The 21,969-nt window shown below is 42.5% G+C and carries 20 protein-coding genes and 2 tRNA genes; 15 read left to right on the top strand and 7 right to left on the bottom strand.

Going from position 1 to position 21,969, the window contains the following annotated elements; genetic code table 11:
- Nucleotides 1-85 precede the first annotated feature (85 nt).
- The 3 genes from ruvX to recN form a co-directional block, all read right to left on the bottom strand.
- On the bottom strand, nucleotides 86-616 hold the full coding sequence (ruvX, locus tag CIK80_RS07020) for a Holliday junction resolvase RuvX (RefSeq protein ID WP_095569373.1): 531 nt from the start codon (nucleotides 614-616) through the stop codon (nucleotides 86-88).
- Between the two features lie 47 nt (nucleotides 617-663).
- Complete coding sequence (locus CIK80_RS07015; RefSeq protein ID WP_062843512.1) at nucleotides 664-1,227, bottom strand: YqgE/AlgH family protein; 564 nt, start codon at nucleotides 1,225-1,227, stop codon at nucleotides 664-666.
- 116 nt (nucleotides 1,228-1,343) lie between these two features.
- A complete protein-coding gene (gene recN, locus CIK80_RS07010) occupies nucleotides 1,344-3,023 on the bottom strand; it encodes a DNA repair protein RecN (RefSeq protein ID WP_095569372.1) in 1,680 nt (559 codons plus the stop codon).
- A 743-nt stretch (nucleotides 3,024-3,766) separates the two neighbouring features.
- Between recN and CIK80_RS07005 the strand changes: the two genes are divergently transcribed.
- Together CIK80_RS07005 and rlmB are read left to right on the top strand one after the other, a co-directional pair.
- Complete coding sequence (locus tag CIK80_RS07005) at nucleotides 3,767-4,102, top strand: pyrimidine/purine nucleoside phosphorylase (RefSeq protein ID WP_095569371.1); 336 nt, start codon at nucleotides 3,767-3,769, stop codon at nucleotides 4,100-4,102.
- 211 nt (nucleotides 4,103-4,313) lie between these two features.
- A complete protein-coding gene (gene rlmB, locus CIK80_RS07000) occupies nucleotides 4,314-5,084 on the top strand; it encodes a 23S rRNA (guanosine(2251)-2'-O)-methyltransferase RlmB (RefSeq protein WP_095569370.1) in 771 nt (256 codons plus the stop codon).
- Here rlmB and coaE read toward each other — a convergent pair.
- The 4 genes from coaE to pilB form a co-directional block, all read right to left on the bottom strand.
- Entirely contained in the window at nucleotides 5,047-5,730 is a 684-nt protein-coding gene (coaE, locus tag CIK80_RS06995) for a dephospho-CoA kinase (protein ID WP_095569369.1), read from the bottom strand. The two genes, rlmB and coaE, sit on opposite strands and share 38 nt — an antisense overlap.
- Nucleotides 5,731-5,865: 135 nt before the next feature.
- A complete protein-coding gene (locus CIK80_RS06990; protein ID WP_095569368.1) occupies nucleotides 5,866-6,765 on the bottom strand; it encodes an A24 family peptidase in 900 nt (299 codons plus the stop codon).
- 7 nt (nucleotides 6,766-6,772) lie between these two features.
- Nucleotides 6,773-7,996, bottom strand: coding sequence for a type II secretion system F family protein (locus CIK80_RS06985; RefSeq protein ID WP_095569367.1), 1,224 nt, complete (start codon nucleotides 7,994-7,996; stop codon nucleotides 6,773-6,775).
- Nucleotides 7,997-8,214: 218 nt separating this feature from the next.
- Nucleotides 8,215-9,921 (bottom strand): type IV-A pilus assembly ATPase PilB, encoded by a 1,707-nt coding sequence (gene pilB / locus CIK80_RS06980; protein ID WP_095569366.1) that lies wholly within the window; start codon nucleotides 9,919-9,921, stop codon nucleotides 8,215-8,217.
- Nucleotides 9,922-10,356: 435 nt separating this feature from the next.
- Between pilB and tpiA the strand changes: the two genes are divergently transcribed.
- From tpiA to rpsO, 13 genes are all read left to right on the top strand, one after another.
- Complete coding sequence (gene tpiA / locus CIK80_RS06975; RefSeq protein ID WP_095569365.1) at nucleotides 10,357-11,163, top strand: triose-phosphate isomerase; 807 nt, start codon at nucleotides 10,357-10,359, stop codon at nucleotides 11,161-11,163.
- Between the two features lie 215 nt (nucleotides 11,164-11,378).
- Nucleotides 11,379-11,687, top strand: a complete 309-nt coding sequence (gene secG / locus CIK80_RS06970) for a preprotein translocase subunit SecG (protein ID WP_095569364.1) — start codon at nucleotides 11,379-11,381, stop codon at nucleotides 11,685-11,687.
- Between the two features lie 145 nt (nucleotides 11,688-11,832).
- Nucleotides 11,833-11,917 (top strand) — tRNA-Leu (locus CIK80_RS06965).
- 125 nt (nucleotides 11,918-12,042) lie between these two features.
- Nucleotides 12,043-12,119 (top strand) — tRNA-Met (locus tag CIK80_RS06960).
- Nucleotides 12,120-12,542: 423 nt separating this feature from the next.
- A complete protein-coding gene (rimP, locus tag CIK80_RS06955) occupies nucleotides 12,543-13,043 on the top strand; it encodes a ribosome maturation factor RimP (RefSeq protein ID WP_062843521.1) in 501 nt (166 codons plus the stop codon).
- A gap of 187 nt (nucleotides 13,044-13,230) precedes the next feature.
- On the top strand, nucleotides 13,231-14,715 hold the full coding sequence (nusA, locus tag CIK80_RS06950; RefSeq protein ID WP_062843522.1) for a transcription termination factor NusA: 1,485 nt from the start codon (nucleotides 13,231-13,233) through the stop codon (nucleotides 14,713-14,715).
- 146 nt (nucleotides 14,716-14,861) lie between these two features.
- On the top strand, nucleotides 14,862-17,588 hold the full coding sequence (infB, locus tag CIK80_RS06945) for a translation initiation factor IF-2 (RefSeq protein ID WP_095569363.1): 2,727 nt from the start codon (nucleotides 14,862-14,864) through the stop codon (nucleotides 17,586-17,588).
- A 221-nt stretch (nucleotides 17,589-17,809) separates the two neighbouring features.
- Nucleotides 17,810-18,199 (top strand): ribosome-binding factor A, encoded by a 390-nt coding sequence (locus tag CIK80_RS06940; RefSeq protein ID WP_062843524.1) that lies wholly within the window; start codon nucleotides 17,810-17,812, stop codon nucleotides 18,197-18,199.
- 9 nt (nucleotides 18,200-18,208) lie between these two features.
- Entirely contained in the window at nucleotides 18,209-19,231 is a 1,023-nt protein-coding gene (gene truB, locus CIK80_RS06935; protein WP_095569362.1) for a tRNA pseudouridine(55) synthase TruB, read from the top strand.
- A gap of 433 nt (nucleotides 19,232-19,664) precedes the next feature.
- Nucleotides 19,665-20,189, top strand: coding sequence for a type 1 glutamine amidotransferase domain-containing protein (locus tag CIK80_RS06930; protein WP_062843526.1), 525 nt, complete (start codon nucleotides 19,665-19,667; stop codon nucleotides 20,187-20,189).
- Between the two features lie 66 nt (nucleotides 20,190-20,255).
- Nucleotides 20,256-20,417 carry a hypothetical protein gene (locus CIK80_RS15325; protein WP_179288333.1) on the top strand — a complete coding sequence of 54 codons (162 nt, stop codon included), beginning with the start codon at nucleotides 20,256-20,258 and terminating at the stop codon, nucleotides 20,415-20,417.
- 230 nt (nucleotides 20,418-20,647) lie between these two features.
- Nucleotides 20,648-20,821 carry a hypothetical protein gene (locus CIK80_RS15320; RefSeq protein WP_179288332.1) on the top strand — a complete coding sequence of 58 codons (174 nt, stop codon included), beginning with the start codon at nucleotides 20,648-20,650 and terminating at the stop codon, nucleotides 20,819-20,821.
- Between the two features lie 362 nt (nucleotides 20,822-21,183).
- Nucleotides 21,184-21,450, top strand: coding sequence for a 30S ribosomal protein S15 (gene rpsO / locus CIK80_RS06925; protein WP_095569361.1), 267 nt, complete (start codon nucleotides 21,184-21,186; stop codon nucleotides 21,448-21,450).
- The last annotated feature ends 519 nt before the right edge of the window (nucleotides 21,451-21,969 follow it).

Genomic DNA, 21,969 nt, shown 5'->3' with positions numbered 1-21,969 from the left:
TTCGTTTAGAGGGGCAATAGGGTAAAAAACAACAAGGCTACAATGCCTGCCATTTATGTCTGTCACTTTTGCCGCTGCTGTATCTTCATTCTGGTTTGATAGCATCAATAGCGATACTGCTATTAGGGTCAGCAAAATAAGTCGACATCAAAATACAGGCAGAGATATCATCAATGGGGTCGCGCTCATGTTTGATCCAGCCATTCTCCCATGCTATTTCTCTGGCGGCGACAGACGTCAAGCGCTCATCACATAGAGACACCGTCACAGGCAAATGCTGCTCCATGATTCTATGTGCCAAGCGACGGGCAAACTTGTGCGCACGCTTAGACAGCATGGAACTGCTGCCATCCATGTTCAGTGGCAAACCAACCACCACTCTTGCCACGCCCCACACTTTGATAATACCCAGTAAATTATCCCAGTCTGGCTGACCATTATCCATGGCCAAAATATCAAAGGCACGCGCGGTCTCGGTAACGGTGTTGCCTAAAGCCATACCCATCTTTTTAACGCCGTAATCCAGAGCTAAAATAAGATGCGGTTTGACGGTTGATTCAGAAATGCTGTCATCAATCGCTTCTACGGCATCTTCTATAAGCGTGCTATCTACCATAATAAGGGAAGTTTCCTATCGTTGAGTGTGTTATTAAGCTTGGAAGATTAAGCATGACCAATATCACTGCTCAAATAATCAAAATTCACACCAATTTTGTCAGCGGCGATTTGCCAACGCTCTTCAAAGGGCGTATCAAACAATAAGTTCAAATCAGCGGGACAGACCAACCAATCGCCATTGCCCAGCTCTTTTTCCAGCTGTTTTTTGCCCCAACTGGCATGTCCCAAGCACAACTGATAATGACCCACGCCTTGACCTGCTGCAATACGTTTGAGAATGTCTTGGCTGGTGGTAATACAGACATTCTCTGAAATGGCAAAAGAAGAAGCCCACTCCGGTTGTCCTGTATGCAATACAAACCCCACCTCTGGATACATGGGACCACCTTCTAATGCCAAGTCTTCCATCACTTGGCGGTTGGTCACTTCAATATCCAAGTCTTCCAAGAGTTTACCGACGCGCGCTTGTTCTAATGGACGATTGACCATAAGACCAAGTGCGCCATATTTATCATGACGACAAATATAGATTAAAGCCTGTGCAAACCTTGGATCTGATAGCTCTGGCGCCGCAATTAAGAAATGATGGGTCAAATTGGCTTTAGACATAAAAAAACACGTAACCTAAATAAAGGTGAGAGACCACTATATGGCGACAATGAGGTAAAAATCAACCAAAGTTGTTGTTTATCAACGCCTAGTCAAGAATTGAGAGTCGCTTGTTTTTACTTAACATCGGTCAACAAACTACGCGCATGTTCGCGCGTCACATCAGTGATGGTCACGCCGCCCGACATACGTGCCAACTCATCCACTTGCGCATGACCTGTCACGATGAGCAGTTCGCTTTCTGTCTGTTCTTGATGATGTTTTTGTACCAAGATATGCTGATGGGCTTGTGCGGCGACTTGGGCTTGGTGAGTGATGGCGAGCAATTGCTGCGTCTGTCCAAGTGCACGTAATAGCTCACCGACCACTTGTGCGGTGCCGCCACTGATACCGACATCGACCTCATCGAATACCAACATCGGCTTGGCGGCATTGTTATCAGCACTGGTTGCTTGCAATACTTGCATCACAAGCGCCATACGCGACAGCTCACCGCCTGAGGCGATTTTATGTAGTGGCTGCATGGGCATACCCACATTGGCACTAAACAACAAGTCAATATCAAAGCAGCCTTGTGCATTATATTGGCTGGTTTCTACTTTTTTGGTAAACACAAACTCGCAGCGAGCATTGGGCAAGGCAAGAGGCTGTAGTTGCTCAATCAGCTGTTTACTCACCATGGGTGCAGCTTTCGTTCGCGCTTTATTCAATTGTGTGGCAAATGCCAAATACGCTTGCCATGCTTGTTCGATTTGCGACGCCATGGCATCACTGCTTGGCTCATTTTCCAATTGATCTAATTGTTCTTGCCAGCCTTTTGCTTCATGAACCAATTCACCAGCGGGCAAATTGTGCTTGCGTGATAAGCGGTGACCTAAGCTTATTAAACTATCTAGCGTTTGCAGGCGCTCAGGGTCAGGCAATTGTTGTTCTGCATAATCCGACAGTAACGCAGTCACTTCTGTAATTTGCTGCTGTGCCAAATGCAATTGCTCAGAGGCTTGCTCAAACGTTTGGCTGACACCCACTTGGTGGTCACAGATTTTGATCGCTTGACCCAGCAAGGTCATGACATCTGGCTCATCGGTATCATTGTCCAATAAATGCAAACCATGACTGGCCTCGGTCATTAGCGCTTCGATATTAGATAGCTCTTCATGCTCCGCCTCGACATCTGCATAGTCGACTGCCAGCAATGGCGCTATGTCTGCCAGCTGGTTTTGCAAAAGCTGAATACGGTCTTGACGCTGAGATTCGCGGCTAGCAATATCATCGGCGCGGCGTTTAAGCTGTTGATACTGCTGGTAGCTATTGGCTGTTTGTATTGCAAGCGGCGTAGTTTGTGCCATCTCATCTAACCATTGCACCACAAATTGCGGTTTTAGCAAGGCTTGCTGAGCATGTTGGCTATGAATATTGACCAGTAAGGCACCCAAGCTTTTTAATTCAGCCAGACTCACTGGTGTCCCATTTAGCCAGGCTTTTGAACGACCCGTATTGCTCAGTTGGCGTCGAATCAACACTTCAGGTTCTTCTAGTAGCCGCTCGTTTTTTGTGAACCATTCGGCAACGATAGGATTGTTTTCTACATCAAATTGCGCGTAGATATCGGCATTCGCTGCGCCATGTCTGACCATGGCACTGTCTGCGCGCTCCCCAATACATAAGGACAACGCGTCAAGTAATAGCGACTTGCCAGCGCCCGTCTCACCGGTGATGACATTAAAGCCACAAGCCACGTTTAGCTCATGTTGAGCAATCAACGCAAACTGATGTAAAGTTAATGATACTAGCATCAACGCCTCTCATGACAGATCGCAAGCTTTATATAAAGCTTAAAAATACTGCCTAAAATAGGATAAAAAAAAGAATAAATAGGTTCAGCTAACAGCGCGAATAGATAAATGTGATTGGCAAATATTATGGTGTTAAATGTCTTTAAATACAAATATTAAAGGCAGTAAATCTCATAAATGGGTCTGGCAAGACTACCACAAAACCAGTAGACGTTGACCATAAATGGCCTTTCTTTTTCTTACAATATTCACGATAAAGATGAGTCGTTTGTCTCAATAAAACCTTTAAAAATAAAAGCCTTGAATCAATTGTCGAACCAATGCTTGAATCAATGACAGTGGCTAACTATAGTCACGAAAGCCGCGAAAAATAGAGCAGTGTGACAACGTCATAACAAGCCGAGCCAAGAGAATTTACCGCTGCTGTAACAAACTTTATAGAGATAATGTGGTAGCATAATCTCACATAATGATAAACTCTGACTATGGGTTCTATGCACTCTTCATGATGATATAAGTCATGGTTTCGTAAAATTAGAAGCTTATAGTAAAAGCGCAGAGAACTCAGCGATGATGTCAAAATATTTTTATAGAATCTGCTCCTATAGTTAGCGGGCAGGTCTTTATCGTAATAGAATCCAGCATTTAAGATTGAGCGCTTCTTTAAAAACGCCCACACTAGCTGACTCAACTCAGTTACTTATTTTTTAGTTTTATAATAATTATTTGATAAGGAAGCCACTATGACAGCGGCGCAATTTACTAATGTAACCGTCAATGCCCACGCAACCGTCTCTTATGATGGTCGCTGTTCAAGCCATACTATTATGTTTGAGGATGGGCGCCATAAGACGCTAGGTGTGATCTTGCCTTGTGACAACTTGGTTGACCACTATCATTTTAGTACCAATACCTCTGAGCGTATCGAAATCACTAGCGGTGAGTGTGAAGTCAAGATAAATGGTGATGAAGAGTTTACCTATTACCGTGCAGGTCAATCATTCGTGGTTGAGGGCAACAGCGGGTTCAATCTGCGTACCGAAGAGATTGTTCAGTATGTATGCCATCTAGAAGGCTAAGCGACAGTCAGATGAGTGTCATCATATGGTGACTTATCACGCTGGACAGACAATATTCAAAAAATAAACAATATCGAATCGGTATTGTTTATTTCTTTTTTGGCGAGTATTACCAATCTCTAATCATTGATTGGCTGGTACAATTAAGTCATCTCTCTTTTTTATCTTATCGCAATGTGCGATACCCACTTATATTTATAGTAGGCCTATTATGGCAAAACCCATTTATTTTTATGGCATTCACGCGATTGATGCCTTACTTGAACACCGTCCGCTTGATGGGCTTAGCTTGTTTGTCCAGCAAGGGCGTGAGAGTGACAGTCATGTACAAGCCATCATGGCGCAAGCACGCGACAATGGTATTAGTATCCAAACCGCACAAAAAGACAAGCTGACGCAATTGTGTGGTAGCCCGCAACATCAAGGCGTTGTATTACATGCCCGTCCATTGGGCTTCGCTGATGAAGGCTTACTGGACACGATTGCTGGACGTGATCAGTGCTTGTTATTGGTGCTCGATCAAATCACGGATGCCCATAATTTTGGTGCGTGTTTGCGTACCGCTGTGGCGATGGGCGTGGACGCCGTTGTTTGTCCTAAACATCATGCCGCAAGCCTAACACCAACCGTTGCCAAAGTCTCAGTTGGCGCGGCCGAGATGATGCCTATTATCAGTGTGACCAATTTGGCGCGTGCGTTGTCACAGATTAAAAATGCAGGGGTATTTGTTTTTGGTACCGCTCTTAATGCGGATGCCAAACCCTTACATGCTGCTGATTTGACAGGTAAGACAGCAATCATTATGGGCTCAGAGGGGGAAGGGATGCGCCGTTTAACCACAGAAAGCTGTGATGAGCTGGTTTACATCCCGATGTCAGGCAATGAGCATGGCAACTTGCAAAGCTTGAATGTCAGTGTTGCCACTGGTATGGCACTGTATGAGGTCAATCGGCAGCGTACTTTAGCTGCTGGGCAAGCGTAAGATATTGTTGATGTAAGGGCTCAAGCTTGACGTAAAGAGAAGCCAAATCACTTTCATTGAGAATGACATGATCTGCATGGCGATTGCGCTCTTCTCGGCTAAGCTGATTGGTCATAATGGCTTTAATCTTTTGTACACTTTGCTCATCACGTCGGCTTGCGCGTGCTAGCTGAGTCTCCTCAGTGGCATCCATCACTAAGATGCGCTGACACAAATTGGCCAGTCCAGCCTCTGCGCCTTCAATAAGCAGGGGTGCTGACAACACCATATAGGGCGATGTACTGGCGGCCAGTTGCAGCTTTGCGGCCTCACGTATCGCTGGATGCGTGATCGCCTCTAGCTCAATAAGTGCTTCAGGGTACGTAAATACGTGTGTTCTGACCGCCGCTCTGTCCATTGTGCCGTCACTGTTCAATACCCAATCACCAAATTTTTTCTGAATCTTGCGTAAGGTTGGGCTGCCTTTAGCGGCTACTTCATGAGCAATAACATCTGCATCAATGATATCAATACCTTGCTCAGCAAACCAAGCACTGGCAGCAGACTTGCCACTACCGATGCCACCCGTCAAACCGACTACTAGCGTCTTGTTTTTTGTTGGCAGGTTTTGTGATTGATGCGAATAAAGGGTCGTCTGTTTTGACATAATGGTGACTTATCTGACTGATATAATGAGGATGGCAGTGACTTATTAATAATCACACCTCAAAGCCAAATGGCCTTTAAAGGTTGATAATAATTAAAAATGACTGCCGACAATTGAATTGGCTAAAAGAGTTTGTTAAGTATACATGCCAAGATACCAGCTGACGATATCTGAACCATATAATAACGCAACGATTCCCGCAATAGCGATATAAGGCCCAAAAGCGAACGGCCGGCTCTCACCCTGTTTTTTCATCAAGATCAATCCAACGATAGATCCCAATAAGGAAGACAACAATATAATGAGCGGTAACATCAGTGGCCCAAGCCAAGCACCCAGTACGGCCAGTAATTTAAAGTCTCCTTGGCCCATGCCGTGCTTTTTGGTAATAAGATAAAAAATCTTAACCACTATCCACAATGACAAAAATCCAAGCAATAAGCCCCAGATGGACTGAATAGGGGAGACAAACCAACCTTGCGAATTGACGGCCAACCCTAAGCCTGCCAATGGAAAGGTTAGACGATCGGGCAATAGCTGGGTATCAAAATCAATGCCTGTTAAGGCAATAAGCGTCCATACTAAAACTAATGCTGATAACCCAGTAGCATTGACCCCAAATTTGTAAATTACTAATACCGATAGTAGGGCAGTAACCAACTCAACTAAAGGATAGCGCAGACCAATCGAAGCTTTGCAGTCTGAACAACGACCGCGCAATACCAACCAACTGATTAAAGGGATATTTTCATACCATTTAATTTTATGAGCACAATGAGGGCAGCGTGAGGCTGGTCGACTCAAAGTAATGGGTTGATCATTTGCGACAATGTTGGTTAAAGGTTGCGTATGTTCACGTGGCATATCGACCTGATCAGAGATGAACTGACTGCACTCTTGTCGCCAGTCATAAATCATTATTAGCGGGATACGATGAATAACCACATTCAAAAAACTGCCAACACAAAGACCCAATAAACCAAATACGAGTAAAGCTAGGGCCATATTGTCTTGTAGTAACTGTATAAATTGCATCAAATCGTTATCCTACCACTGAACCCATTTGGAAGATTGGCAAGTACATTGCAATGACCAACCCCCCTACTAAAACCCCTAACACTGCCATGATTAGTGGCTCCATCAGACTGGTTAAGCCATCCACGGCATTGTCGACTTCGTTCTCGTAGTAGACAGCCACTTTATCAAGCATCTCTTCTAAACTACCTGACTCTTCTCCAATGCCGACCATTTGGATGACCAAACTTGGAAACAGATTGGTCGAGCGTATCGAAAATTGTAGTTGTTGCCCGGTTGATACATCATTTTTAATCTGCTGAATGGCATTATAAAAAACGACATTGTTTGCTGCGCCTGCCGTAGAATCTAATGCATCAATAAGTGGCACACCAGCCGCAAAAGTCGTCGATAGCGTACGAGCGAAACGGGCAATGACCGCTCGATAAGCAATATTGCCAAATATGGGCGCTTTTAAGGCGGCCCGATCTAAAAAGTCACGGAATTTTTTGGAGCGTTTTTTAGCCTCTGAAAAGCCAATAATGGCACCACCAATAAGGATAATTAAAATAAACCACCATGATTGCATCCACTCAGACATACCAACGACCATTTGCGTAAACGCGGGCAGCTCGGCACCGAACGATTCAAACAGATCTGAGAATACAGGCACTACTTTGATTAGTAAGATAGTTGTAACTATAATAGCGACAATAATAACCGCAATCGGATATTTCATGGCTTTCTTGATTTTGGCCTTCAGTAATTCGCTCTTTTCTTTATAAGTAGCAACCCGCTCCAGCATGGTCTCAAGCGCACCTGATTGCTCACCAGACTCAACGAGCGAACAAAAAAGGTCGTCAAAATAGCGCGGATGTTTACGTAAGGCAGAAGCAAAGGTGCCCCCTGCCTCGATATCCGCCTTTATCTGTAATACCAACTCTTTCATGCTCGGATTGTCTAGTGAGTCAGCCACAATTTCAAAAGATTGGGTCAGCGGCACACCCGCTTTCATCATCGTTGCCAGCTGACGTGCAAAAATAGCAATATCAATGGCTTTGATAGATTTTTTAAAGGTATATAGGGGTTTGGGTTTTTTCTTGATCCCTTTGACGGTAATGCCTTGTTTACGCAATGTGGCTTTTGCTAGCTCTAAACTACGACTGGTGGTCTCGCCTTTTACTTTTTGTCCGCGCCGGTTCACTCCATCATAGACAAAGTCTAACAGCATATCGGTCTTAGCTTTTGCCATATTATTATCCTTAAAAATTGTCTGATGAAGTATCAAGAAGTAAAACAATGCTTAGCTCACACTTTTAATTTTACCTACTGCATTTTAGCGCAAAAAACCAGACCTTATCTGTTTTATTTTTAAGCGCTTAAAGTCATTATTACTTGCTAATAGCGGTTATATAAGTAACAAACCCAAAATATAAAAGAGGCTACTCATAAATGTGTGAAACTCTACCTTTACTCCGAGGTTACTCGCATCATTTCTTGGATACTGGTGACTCCTTGTAAAACCTTTAAAACACCTGAGCGGCGCAGATCTCGGAAACCATTTTTGAGTGCCGCATCTTTGATATCTATCGCATTCCCATCTTCCATAATAATGCGTGAAATATCAGGTGTGACTTTCATGACTTCATAAATACCGACACGTCCTTTATAGCCTTCACGGCACTCATTACAACCTACTGGTTCATAAATGATATTATCTGGATTGTCTAAATCCACATCCTTAAATCCAAGCTCAAGTAGGCTTTGGCGAGGGATATTGATAGGCTTTTTACAGTTTTTGCATAGACGTCGTGCTAAGCGCTGAGCGATAACCAAGTTGACGGAAGTAGCGATATTAAAAGATGCCACACCCATGTTACGCAGACGGGTCAAGGTTTCAGGGGCAGAGTTGGTGTGTAAGGTTGAGAGTACCATGTGACCAGTCTGAGCGGCTTTGATGGCAATTTCTGCTGTTTCAAGGTCACGAATCTCACCAACCATCACAATATCAGGATCTTGACGCAAAAAGGACTTGAGGGCGTTAGCAAAGGTTAACCCCACTTTGGGATTGACGTTAACCTGATTGATACCCTCTAAATTGATCTCGACAGGATCTTCAGCAGTTGAGATATTGGTCGCGCCTGTATTTAAGATATTGATACCGGTATATAGTGAAACAGTTTTACCGGAACCCGTAGGACCAGTAATCAATAGCATGCCTTGCGGCTTATGCAGCGCTTCTAAGAACATCTCTTTTTGATCAGGCTCATAACCCAAGGCTTCAATACCTAGCATGGCTGAAGAAGGATCCAAAATACGCAGAACAATTTTTTCACCGAACAGCGTTGGTAAAGAGTTCACACGAAAATCAATGGCTTTACTTTTAGATATTTTAAGTTTGATACGTCCATCTTGTGGCACACGGCGCTCTGAGATGTCCATCTGTGACATGACCTTTAAGCGTGCTGCGATTTTTCCTGCTAGCTGTACGGGCGGGCTAGACATTTTCTGCATCACGCCATCGACACGAAAGCGAACACGATACGTTTTTTCATAAGGCTCAAAATGCAAATCAGAGGCGCCCATACGAATGGCATCCACCAGCATTTTATTGACAAACTTTACCACAGGTGCTTCATCTATACTGTCTGTAAGTTTGACTTCACCTTCTTCTTTATCTTCTTCAAAGTCAACATTTAAGTCACTGTCAGAGAAGCTATCGAAGCTTTGCATGGTATCAGCATAAATTTTTTCGATATGCCTTTTGAGCTTGTCTTCTTCGACGACAATGGTTTCAATAGAAAGTCGAGAGTTAAAGGCGATGGCATCAATCGCATCGACACGGGTTGGGTCACTTAATGCAATAAATAAACGTTGTCCTCGCTTAAAGAGTGGCAAGGCATTAAATTTACGGACGATTTTTTCGTCCACTAAATTTCTTGGAATGACATCAAGATTGAGCGCATCTAAATCGAATAAAGGATCGCCAAAGGCCTGTGACAGCATCTGAGCAAGGTGGGACGCGTCGGCCAGTTTGTTGTCTACCAGATACGGCACTAATCCTATTTGCTGCTGCTGAGATTCGGTTTGTGCCGTTTTCATATTCGCTTCGCTAACGACACCTTCACTGATTAGCTGCTGCGCCAACCCGCCATATTTATTCGTTGTGACAGACATTACGACTTCTCCTTGATACCAAGTACTCAGCATACTTATCCAAAATTCACAGACTATTTATAGTGGCTTTAGGTATCTTTTATGAGTCAGCAAAACATTACTTTCGCAAAAGATCTCGCTATCCTTACCTTTTATTAATAGTCTATATTTTTGGTCGTGCACGCTATAAGCATTTCAATGAATTAAGTTTTTGATAATATTGCGTTATTTATGAATGTTATACTATTAAAGATTTGCTTCAATTTAAAGGCTTTATATACACTATATAACCTGTCGCACGCAAAAAATCCTTACGGGTATCAGGTTGGTTGAATCGGTACTTCAAGTGTCTTCCCATTTCTGGCGATGGCATACTATAGCACTTGTTAATTATTTGTTATACTGGCGCGCATATTAGCCGAATTGGCATGAATACATGAGACAAGGTAGATGAGTATGCAAGCTTGGGTAATTGGCAACTGGAAACAAAATCCAGCAACGAACCACGATGTGAATGCACTGTTGAACGACTTACTGGCTGTGACCGATGCACAAGCTGATACGACGCCAGTGACAAGTCGTTGCCAATTGATGGTGGCACCAAGCTGTATTCATTTGGCGGCCGTTAGTGCGCGTTTGAAAGGCAGTACCATACAATGTGCTGCGCAAGATATTAGCCAACATAGTGCGAGTACAGGCGCATACACAGGCGATTGTTCAGCGCAACAAGTGGCAGATGCTGGGGCAACTTGGACAATACTGGGTCACTCTGAGCGCCGTCAATACCATAAAGAATCTCACGATACCTTAATCAAAAAGCTGACTCATGCCTTTGCAAAAAACCTAGGCGTGGTTTTCTGTATTGGTGAGACTCAAACTCAGTATGATGATCAGCAAACCTTAAACGTCATCAATGATCAGTTGTCAGTGCTCAAAGATTTACTTACCCAGCAGCCAGAACTCCTCTTATCGTTGTCTGAGCGCTTAATTGTCGCTTATGAGCCAGTATGGGCAATTGGTACTGGAAAAGTGCCAACGGTAGAAGAAGTCAGCAAAACGCATCAGTATATAAAACAAACGATTGCCAGTTTTGCCAAAACAGTAGACAACATGACCGTGTTGTATGGCGGTAGCGTAAATGCCAGCAACGCTGATAGCTTCGCTGCTGATGCTATGATTGATGGCGCATTGGTTGGTGGTGCTTCTTTAAAAGCTGAGAGTTTTTTAGCCATTGCTAATGCTTTTAGCCATACCCACACATAATACTCTGAACAAAGCTTGGCGCAGGCATTGCTAACTTGCCCAAAAAGTATCTTTTTCAGTTGAAAAAAGTAGGTTTAACAGTGCCCTTGCAATCGTGTACAATGCGCCTTATTTATAAAAATGATTTGGCATCAACATATATTGATCGCTATCCCTATTAAAGTTAAGATTTATTTTCCGTTATTAGTCGTCATCACACGGCAAAAGAGGACACCATGTTTACGTTTATATTAGCCCTGCACATCATCGTGGCCATTGCCATGATCGGCTTGATTTTGATACAGCATGGTAAAGGGGCAGATGCTGGAGCTTCTTTTGGTGCTGGCTCATCGGGTACCGTATTTGGTGCAGCGGGAACGGCCAACTTTTTGACTCGTGCAACCGCCGTGCTTACCATCATCTTTTTCATCACCAGTATGACCTTAGCTGTCCATGCTCGTAAACAGGCGGAAGATCAGTTTCGTTTAGATGCACCAGTTTCAGCGCCACAAACACCGCGCCCGTTGACACAAAATCCGCAATAAAAGGATTTTAAACAAGCAGCCCTTGCTATTTTGCTACGTTAGATTTACAATGCTTTTCTGTTTTTACAGGTCCTTTTCTATCAACGCCTACCTTAAGCGTTATTGATGATAGGTTTGAGACTAAAAACAGAGTAATGAGAAAGATGCGATTGTGGTGGAATTGGTAGACACGCCATCTTGAGGGGGTGGTGGCGCAAGCTGTGGGGGTTCAAGTCCCCCCAATCGCACCAAGTTTTTATTACGCAGCACAGCGTAAGGTTGTTTTTATAAATAGTCATTTGGTTCATTTAAATTTATTTTAAAATAAACATTGACACTTCTATAAAACCTCCCTATAATGTGCGTTCTAGATTGATGCGGGGTGGAGCAGTCTGGTAGCTCGTCGGGCTCATAACCCGAAGGTCGTTGGTTCAAATCCAGCCCCCGCTACCACTTTTTATACTGATGTTTTGTACACTAAATTTGTCAGTAACGATTAGCCCACCATTATGTTTGTGGGTTTTTTTGTATCTGATGGTCAGTGTTATCGCGGTATCTATCCTACTTGTGCTAAGCTCTAGGTCTATAGAGTAAAATACTCTTCGTCACTTACCGCTACTAACGCGATTTTTCTTAAGCGACACTATCTACTATTCCTTACTCTTTTATCGATAGTATTGCTTTATGAATCATAAAAGCATTGTCTGACTGAGCTTGATGTTTTCTGTGCTCGTCCCTATATAAATGCATAGCATACGAAGATTATGGTTTAAAATGCAGTATCAATTATGGTGCTGACGAGTAAGAAATACATTAAAATTTTGAGACGGTTTATCAAGTACGATAGATGAGTGAATAGGAAAATACAAAGAGATTATGAAGCTTTCGACCAAAGTTGCAGAACTGACCAATATTATTGCTCCAGCAGTAGCCGCTTGTGATGTGGCACTATGGGGTATAGAATTCGCGCCACAAGGCCGTCGTTCTTTGTTGCGTATTTATATTGAGGCATTGCCCGAAGAGCAAGCTCAAGATAAGCATGTCACGATTGAAGATTGTGCTGCGGTAAACCACCAAGTGAGCGGTATTCTTGAGGTTCATGATCCTATTGCTGGTGAATACATTTTAGAAGTATCATCGCCAGGATTTGACCGTGCGTTTTTCTCCGACGAACAAATGCATGCGTATGTTGGTCAAAAAGTAAGCCTACGTCTGATTCAGGCTATTGGTGAAGGCGATCAAAAACGCCGTAAAGCAACAGGTACTTTAGATAGTATCGATGCAAACGTTTTGACACTCACATCAAATGATGGTGAGCAGTTTGAAATTGCCCTAAGTAACATTGATAAAGCCAATTTGATCTATGAAGATGCATAATCTATTGAGAGGTTTCATTTAGTAGCATTCTTAAATGAATACAATAGGCTATATAGTTTACGAGAAATAAGAAGGTTATTCTCCAAACACATATCTTTAAGTAAATAATAGCTTGCGGTAAAACCATACTATTGATACACAAATTATAAAATTTAAGTCAATTAAAAAATGATAGGACAGGTATAGCATGAGTCGTGAAATCTTAACGGTAGTAGAAACTGTCAGTAATGAAAAGGGCTTAAATCCTGAAGATATCTTCGAAGCCATAGAAGACGCTTTGGTGGTATCGACTAAAAAGAAAGTCTACACCGAACAGCCAGAAGTGGCTGTACGCGTTGCTATTGACCGTGCAACAGGTGACTATGATACGTATCGTTACTGGACAGTGGTTGCAGATGAAGACCATGAAATGCCTGCCTGCCAGTTAGCTATCAGCGACCTTGATGAAAATGAATGGTCAATCGGTGATGTTAAAGAAGAGCAGATTGAATCCATTGAATTTGGTCGTATTGCTGCGACTCAAGCCAAACAGGTCATCATCCAAAAAATTCGTGAAGCTGAGCGTGCGTTAGTAGCCGATGCCTTTGAACCACGTGTGGGTGAAATGATGTATGGCGAGGTCAAAAAACAGACACGCGATGGTTACATCATTGATTTGGGTGACAATGCAGAAGGCTATTTGTCACGTGATCAGATGTTGCCACGCGAACAGCTACGTGCAAAATCTCGTATCAATGCGATTTTGTACCATGTAAACCGCGAAAATCGCGGTGCACAGCTATTGCTTTCTCGTACACATCCAGAAATGCTTTCAGCATTGATGCAAAAAGAAGTACCTGAGATTGCAGAACAAATTATCGAAATTCGTCATGTTGCGCGCTTGCCAGGTACACGTGCCAAGATCGCAGTTAAAACAAACGATCATCGTATTGATCCAGTTGGCGCTTGTATTGGTATGCGTGGTACGCGTATCCAAGCAGTACAACAAGAACTTGACGGTGAGCGTATTGATGTGGTCGTTTGGTCAGATGATCCTGCTCAATTTATCATCAGCGCTTTAGAGCCAGCTGACGTTAGCAGTATTATCCTGGATGAAGACACTCAAACAGCTGACATTATCTTTAGCACCAATGATCAGTTGGCGCGTGCGATTGGCTCACAAGGTCAGAATGTACGTTTGGCTTCTGAGTTGACAGGCTATAAGCTAAATATGATGCTAGAAGAAGAGTATCAGCAGCGTCAAGAAAATGAATCAAAAGCCTTTATCGAATTGTTCTATGAGCGTTTAGAAGTCGATAAAGACTTGGCACAAGCGCTTGTGGATATTGGTTTTACCAGTATCGAAGAAGTGGCTTACGTACCTGTTGAGACTTTCTATGATATAGAAGGCCTAGACGATGAAGCGATTGAGATGATTCAAGAGCGTGCGAAAGAAGTGGTCATCGCTGATGAGCTGGTCAAACAACAAAACATGAAAGAGCCAAGTCAAGAACTTCAAGATCTTGAAGGTATGACTGTCAGCTTAGCCTATAAAATGGCACAAAAAGACATTCTTACCGTTGATGACTTGGCAGAACAAGCCGTCTTCGATCTAGAAGATATCGAAGGTTTAGATTCTGAAACCGCAGGAAAACTCATTATGAAGGCTCGGGAATCTTGGTTCAATGAATAAGCGGTAACTGCATATCGCTGTCTTTTAGTGATATGCTATCGAAATAAAGCGTTGGTATGTAATATAAATACTGGCCTTACCCCAATCATTTGTAGCCAACAACTGAATTGAACATATAGCAAATAATAGACAGTAGGTGATAATAAATGGCAGATAAGACCGTCAAAGAACTGGCAGATATGGTAGGCAAAACGCCAAGCGCTGTAAAACAGCAATTGGTAGATGCTGGACTGCCTGCTCGTGCAGAAAGTGACCTAGTCACTGAGCTTGAGCAAGAGAAGTTGGTGACGTATTTAAAGCAAAGTCATGGTCAGCAAGAAAAGCGTCGTATCAGTCTGAAGTCTAAGACGACTAGCACTGCGCGTGTGACCGGCTCTTCAGGAAAATCTAAGAGCGTCAATGTTGAAGTGCGTAAAAAGAAAGTTTTCGAAAAGCCTGATCCAGAAAAAATGGCTGAAGAATTGGCTGCGCGTGAGCAAGCGATGATTGAGTCGCAAGAACGTGCCGCTAAAGAAGCTGAAGAACGTGCGGCTACTAAGAAAAAAGCTGAAGAACGTCAAGCAGCAACCTTAGCAGCAATGCGTGCAAGTTTGGGCTCTAGCAAAAAGTCAGATGATAAGAATGACGATATCTCGACGTCAGTGGTCGTGAAAAAAGGCGGTAAGGCTACGGTAGAAGTTAAGCCAAAAGACCAACCGAAGAAAAAAGTTGCTGCCACAAAACCTAAAGTTGAAACAGCCACTGAGCGTAAAGCGCGCGAAGCACGTGAGAAAGAGGAAGCTCGTCTGCGTGAAATCGAGACTGAAACACGCCGCGTTCAAGCCGAAGAAGCACAAAAACGTACGCTTGAGCAGATGCGTAAAATGGCTGGCAAATATACAGATCAACCAGCTTCTGAAGTTCGTAAAGACGAACCATTAGCAGAAGGTTTGGTAGGCGATGCTTTAGAAGAATCGTTTGAAAAAGAACGCCGCGAAATCAAGCGTGGCACCAGTAGTACTAGTGCACGTGGTCGTGGTCGTCGTAAGAATCAAGACGAGCGCGAGATCAAAAACCGCAAAAATGGTTTGCGTTCAACACAAGCATCACAGCATAAGTTTGAAAAACCAGTCGAAAAAATTGTCTATGATGTTGAGATTAGCGAGCACATTACCGTTGCCGATCTTGCTCAACGTATGGCAGTGAAAGCTCGTGAAGTAACCAAATTGCTTATGAAAATGGGTGAAATGGCTCGTGAATCAGATATGATTGACCAGGCCACAGCAAGTTTGCTTGTTGAAGAAATGGGTCACAATCCAGTACCTGTCAGTGATACGAAGGTGGAAGACGATCTGCAAGACGCAGTTGATGAGCGTAGCAGTAACGTACAAACACGTCCGCCAGTCGTGACTATTATGGGTCACGTTGATCATGGTAAAACATCATTACTAGACAAAATCCGCGAAACGAAAGTGGCAACGGGCGAAGCAGGTGGTATTACCCAGCATATTGGTGCTTACCATGTAAAAACTGATCGTGGCGTTATTACTTTCCTTGATACGCCAGGTCACGCAGCTTTTAGTGCGATGCGTTCACGTGGTGCTCAAGCGACTGATATCGTTGTATTGGTCGTTGCAGCTGACGATGGCATGATGCCGCAAACCGCAGAAGCCATTGATCATGCACGTGCTGCTGGTACACCAATCATTGTCGCTATTAACAAAATGGATAAGCCAAGTGCCGATCCTGACCGTGTTCTTAATGAGTTGACCACAAAAGAAGTGGTTTCAGAGGAATGGGGCGGTGACACACCAATGGCTCGTATCTCTGCCAAAACTGGTGAAGGTATTGATGAGTTGCTAGAATTCATTAGCTTGCAAGCTGAGCTTATGGAGCTAGAAGCCCCACTAGATGGTGCTGCTCAAGGTGTTGTTATTGAGTCAAGACTTGAGAAAGGTCGTGGTCCAGTGGTTAGTGTCCTTGTTAAGAAAGGCACACTGAAGCAAGGCGATTTGGTGCTAGCGGGTGAGCATTATGGTAAAGTCCGTGCAATGACGGATGAGAATGGTCAACGTATCAAATCTGCGGGTCCTTCTATTCCTGTTGAGATCTTAGGTTTGCCTGAAACGCCAGCTGCTGGTAGCGAATTCCTAGTAGTGACAGATGAGAAAAAAGCACGTGAAGTGGCTGACTTTAGAACCAATCGTGAGCGTGAGCGTCAACTTGAACGTCAGAATGCGATGCGTTTAGAAAGTATGTTTGACCAGATGGGTCAAGGCGATGTGTCTTTCTTAAATATCGTATTGAAAACAGATGTACGTGGCTCACTCGAAGCATTACTGTCAGCATTGAACGAGCTGTCAACTGATGAGGTCAAGGTCAGAGTCATCAGTTCAGGGGTCGGTCCTATTTCTGAGTCTGATGTTACATTGGCAGAGTCTAGTGAAGCGGTTCTATTGGGCTTCAACGTTCGTGCAGACGCAACCGCACGCCGTAAAGCAGATTCGGCTAACATGGATATTCGCTACTATAGTGTTATCTATGGCTTGATTGATGATGTCAAAGCCGCGATGAGTGGTATGCTTGCTCCTGAACATCGTGAGAAGATTCTTGGCGTTGCAGACGTTCGTGAAGTCTTCCGTTCTAGTAAGTTTGGTGCGGCTGCTGGTTGTATGGTGGTTGAAGGTACAATCTATCGCAACAAACCAATTCGTGTATTGCGCGATGACCAAGTTATCTTTACGGGTCAATTGCAATCATTACGTCGCTATAAAGAAGACGTTAATGAAGTACGTACCGGTATGGAATGTGGTCTGGCTGTTCGTGGTTATGACGTCGAAGCGGGTGATAAGATCGAAGTATTTGAAATCCAAGAGTTCGCTCGTACGATATAAAGCGATGGATTGATAGTAGGATATCTAGCCATACGATACGCCATATCGGCTAAGTATGTAGATATCCTCTTAACCTCTAGCTGTACTTAGGCCTAACAGGTACACCCTGCTAGGCCTTTTTTAGCAATATAGTTATTATCAAACGATTAATCAGCATCACACTATCAATCAGTAAATGTACTCACAAATAAAATGAGCCATATTAGAGACAAGGTAAAAACATGAACCAACGTTTACAACGCTTAGCCGATCAAATTCAGCGTGAGCTTGCTGTACTTATCCGTGACGAAGTCAATGACCCTCGTCTAACGGGTTTTGTCACTATTTCTAGCGTTAAAGTTAGCCCAGATTTAGGCTACGCTGATATCTACGTCACCATCATGGAGCCTGAGCTTAACGATGCCATGACGAAGACCAATCATGAAGAGAGTATCAAAGTATTAAATAAAGCAGCAGGATTTTTGCGTACTGAGCTAAGCCATAGCCTAAAAACACGCACCACACCGCGCTTACGTTTTCATTATGATGAAGTCACTGCCCGTGGTAATTACATGATGGATCTAATCAACAAAGCCGTCACTAAGACAGAACAAAATGAGAATGACGAGTAAATAACCATTATGTCCATACCGATCAAGCAAGCCGATAAAATAAGAGTCTCTGGAGTTGTCTTAGTAGATAAACCTCAAGGGATGACTTCTCAGCAAGTCGTGTCAAAGGTGAAGTATCTGTTTAAGTCGCCAAGCCATGACAGTAAAAAAGCGGGACATACGGGCACGCTTGATCCAATGGCAACCGGTCTATTGCCTATTTGTATGGGCGAGGCTACTAAGTTTAGTCATTATCAATTGGATGCTGACAAGTCTTATCAAGCCACCATCTTACTTGGTCGTCAGACTGGCACTGGTGACGCCGATGGTCAAATCATTGAACAATCACCTGTACCAACATTTGATGATGTGTTATTGAATAAAGTTGCTCAGCAGTTTTTGGGCGCTCAGCAGCAGATACCACCGATGTATTCTGCTTTGAAAAAAGATGGCAAAAAGCTATACGAGTATGCTCGCGCGGGCATTGAGGTAGAGCGACCGCCAAGAGACATCATTATCAAAGCCATTGAGATAAAAAAGATTGATAATGAGCAGATTCAACTGACGGTAACCTGTACCAAAGGTACTTATGTACGTGTATTGGGCGAGGATATTGCCAAAGCAATGGGGACGTTAGGTCATCTGACGACGCTTCGGCGTACGCAGGTTGGAAAGTTTACCATTGATGATGCGATTACGTTATCAGCGTTAGAAGCCATGACACTGGCTAATCGAGAAGAGCGATTGATGCCAGTTGATGCTTGCATCGATATCGATGCCACTTTGCTACTAACATCTGAGCAATGTACGCGTATACATATGGGTCAACGATTAAACGTGTTTGAACAGCTTACAGATGATCTTAAAGGATACATATCAGAGACAGTCAATAAGCAGCTTTTGAGAGATAAAGATGAGGCTCACAAAGAGCAGCAGATTGAGCACGAAATACCCATCGATGTCCGTTTGATCAATGAGGAAGGCGAGTTTCTTGGGTTGGGATCGATCAGTCTAAATGGTCGGTTACAACCCAAAAAGCTGATTCAACGTTGATGGTAGCTTTTGACAGCGCCTTGAGATTAAACCGATTTACTAACAGTTTACACTAATCACATATCGTCACATTTCATTGCAGGTTTCGCCTATAGCGAAACCTGTTTTTTTTGTACATTAGTTACACCAGCTAGGGAGAGCGGATAAAGACAAAAAAATAATAATGAAAAATTATAACGACAATAAATGGAATAATAAGAAACATCAGACGTCACTAAGCAATGAAAAATAACTAAAACGATTGTCGACTATGAAGATGACCAAAGTAGAGAAAAACGAAAATATAAAATAAAAAATATGGATACCTACACACAGGACGTTTTTTATAAAAAGAAGAAGTAAAGCTTCCTATATATAATAACTAGAAATAATAAAATAGCCAGACAGACAACTTGTTGACTAACCATTCACTAATAGAAAAAGAAGAGATATTATGAAAACGATTGCCTTTTTACTCCATAGTAACTTTGAACAAGCAGAGTATGAAGACGTCAATAACCAGTTGAAAGACAAAGGTTATAAGACAGTTCTTATTACTACTAATAAAGAAAAAGAAGTTCAAGCAATGAACCAAGATGTCGATAAAGGCGATACCTTTACTGCCGATATCTTTGCAAGTGAAGCAAATGTAGATGATTATGATGCCTTGGTTCTACCAGGTGGTACAGTAAACGCTGACACCATTCGTGGTAACGAAGAAGCTCACAAAATTATCAATGCGATTAATGATGCTGGTAAAACACTGGCTGCTATTTGCCATGCACCTTGGGCACTTATTAATACAGGCATTGCTAAAGGTAAGACGCTTACCGCTTACCAATCGCTCCAAACAGATTTAGAGAACGCTGGTGCTAACTTTGTAGACAAAACAGTACAAGTAGATGGCAACCTGATTACTTCACGTAATCCAGATGATATCGACAATTTTGTCGAAGCGATTGACAAAGCGCTTTCTTAATTCGATATTTTATAATGCATGACATAACGTAAAAAACCAATCATAACTAAAACTAAGGATATCCTCATGTCAAACCCTAATCCAAATGATACTGCTTTTGAACAAGAACGTTCTGAATCTGCAATTGCCGCTCTTAAGAGCCAGACTGAAGACAATCACACAGAAGATTCTGAAGGTGCAGCAGATCGCATCGCTGAAAATTTAAACAGTGCGAAAGAAGACAAATAATTGACTTATTGCCCTATAACTCCAACGGTTGTAGGGCATTTATTATTGAACTGATAGAAGTAAATTATTGAGCTTATAGAAGTAAATAGTCAAAAAAAGGGATAGCCTTTCCTCTTTGACAACTAGTACCTGAAAAAGTAACCACTGAATACATGACATCTATACGAATATACGAACCATAGTTAAAAATGTAAAAGGGATATTTTACTAATAATAATTTAGGAGCCAAAATGAGTAACGCATCCAACGAATTAGATGAACAAGAGCAAGAGATTCAAAAACTTGCAACAGACATTAACCCTAGTGAAGAAACCACGCCTGATAGTCTAGCAGAAGCGACTACTGCGCCTCTTGCAGACGATGATCTGGGCGATAACGCGACCAATGATAAGGCTAAAAAATAAGTAGATGCATCTAAGATAAGAGACTGCATACTTATTATGTTAGTAAAACTATTATGAAAAACTGCTGCTAGTTCAGCAGTTTTTTGTTATAATTGCCCGCACATTTAAATTGAGTTTTAGATAACGCGTTGTTCTTAATCTTGCTGCTTTAAATAGTGAGCTAAGTTTTATATTATTTCGTGTTGATTTACTTCTATTTTAAATGATGGTTACAATAATTGAGCTTATCGTACACTAGGTCAACTCTAGTAATGCAGGGTTGTCCTGAATGGCGTATGAGTTACTTTATTTATTATTTTACTGTTTTTATGAAGACTCAATTTGAGTCTGTCTGAGAACTTTTAGCATTGCCGGAGATATTTATGCTAACTAATACCGATCGTGAACAAATCATTGCACAATACCAGCGCGGCGAAAACGACACTGGTTCACCAGAAGTTCAAGTAGCTCTATTGAGTGCTCGTATCAACGATTTGCAGAACCATTTCAAATCACACAAAGCTGACCATCACAGCCGTCGCGGTCTTATCCGTATGGTTAACACCCGTCGTAAACTGCTTGATTACCTAAAAGGTAAAGATCTTGGTCGCTATACCACCCTTATTAGCCAGTTAGGTCTACGTCGTTAATTTAGCGACAAAAGTGCAAGTGGTTGCTGAAATAAAAAGCACCATCAGATGGTATCTTTTTAAGATTTTTGCTAAACCGCTTAGAACTTACTTGCTGATATTGCTACAATAGATTTTTCTAAAAACGGTGTGGAATAGTTTCACGCCGTTTTTTTATGCGTATTGGAATGGGTTTTGATGTATAGACTATTTACGCTACTATAACGGTCTGATATCAGTTTGCGAAGATAGTAAAAAACCCAGATTCACCGTAGCATGAGCAGACTAAGATTACAGTGATCAGAGCTATCAAAAATGAGTAGATGCTCAGTTTTGCAATTCATTGGTCAATGCCTATAAATCACTGTAAAATAATGTATTGTGAGTTTTACCCATGACCGTTGTTCATACAGCAAGTAGTGATAGTTGATGGTCAATTAAAGAAAGTGATGAACGATAAAGTAGAAATGATACTTGCAAGGGCTTATCGAAACTAAAGAATATCTTGTGGGTTTCATTTTTACCATTTGACAGTATTTA

This window comes from Psychrobacter sp. JB193, from assembly GCF_002285555.1.
In the GTDB taxonomy this organism is placed as follows: domain Bacteria; phylum Pseudomonadota; class Gammaproteobacteria; order Pseudomonadales; family Moraxellaceae; genus Psychrobacter; species Psychrobacter alimentarius.
This window is presented reverse-complemented; position numbering and strand designations above follow the sequence as displayed.